Source organism: Pseudomonas sp. FSL R10-1350 (genome assembly GCF_009600525.1).
GTDB lineage: Bacteria > Pseudomonadota > Gammaproteobacteria > Pseudomonadales > Pseudomonadaceae > Aquipseudomonas > Aquipseudomonas helleri.
The window spans coordinates 1-742 of record NZ_WIVR01000168.1; the positions used below are offsets into that span (position 1 = coordinate 1).

General features: G+C 62.0%; 1 protein-coding gene. It reads right to left on the reverse strand.

The window, feature by feature from the left end; genetic code table 11:
- Positions 1 to 117: 117 nt before the first annotated feature.
- On the reverse strand, positions 118 to 742 hold a 625-nt coding region (locus GHO25_RS25675), incomplete at its 5' end, for an HD-GYP domain-containing protein (RefSeq protein ID WP_153393402.1).

Here is a 742-nt window from a genome sequence, read left to right on the forward strand (position 1 = left end):
CTCAACACTCGTGTCACCAGCTACCTTCTGGAGAATCGAGCTCGGCCATCCCTCCCTGGACGGGCATCGCTCGACGATGTTCAACGGCTCCCTCACGGGGCCGTCGTTTTGTGGGGGCTATTCCATCCACAAGTCGTCGAGGTTCTTGAAGTTCCAGAGCGTCGGGTCTTCGGGGCCAGTGATACTGTCCTTGCAACTCGTGGCCGCCAGGTCGATGGTCTGCATCGGGATCGGCTCTCTCGAGCGTAGCGAGAAGAACACGCGAACCTTGGGAGTCAGCAGTGATTCCATTCCCGGCTCAACGACAACGGCCAGACGCTGAGAGGACAGGCGAACCAAGGAGCCGACGGGGTAGATGCCCACGGCCTTGACGAAGGCGTGGAAGATGCGTTTGTCGAAATGGCCCTCCCACTTGGCCATCTGCCGCATCGCCGCGGACGGGTCCCACGGCTTTTTGTAGGCTCGCTCCGACGTCACGGCATCATAGACGTCGCAGATTGCGCCCATGCGGGCCAGGAGTGAAATGGCGTCACCGGCCAAGCGATCCGGGTAGCCGGTTCCGTCGATCTTCTCGTGATGGTGCAGGGCAATGTCCACCACCCCGGGCTCGGCCCCGCCTGCGCGCAGCATCTTTGCGCCCTCCACAGGGTGGCGCTTCATGATGGCGAACTCGGCATCGGTGAGCTTGCCTGGTTTGTTAAGCACTTCCAGCGGCATCGCGGCCTTGCCTAGGTCGTGCATC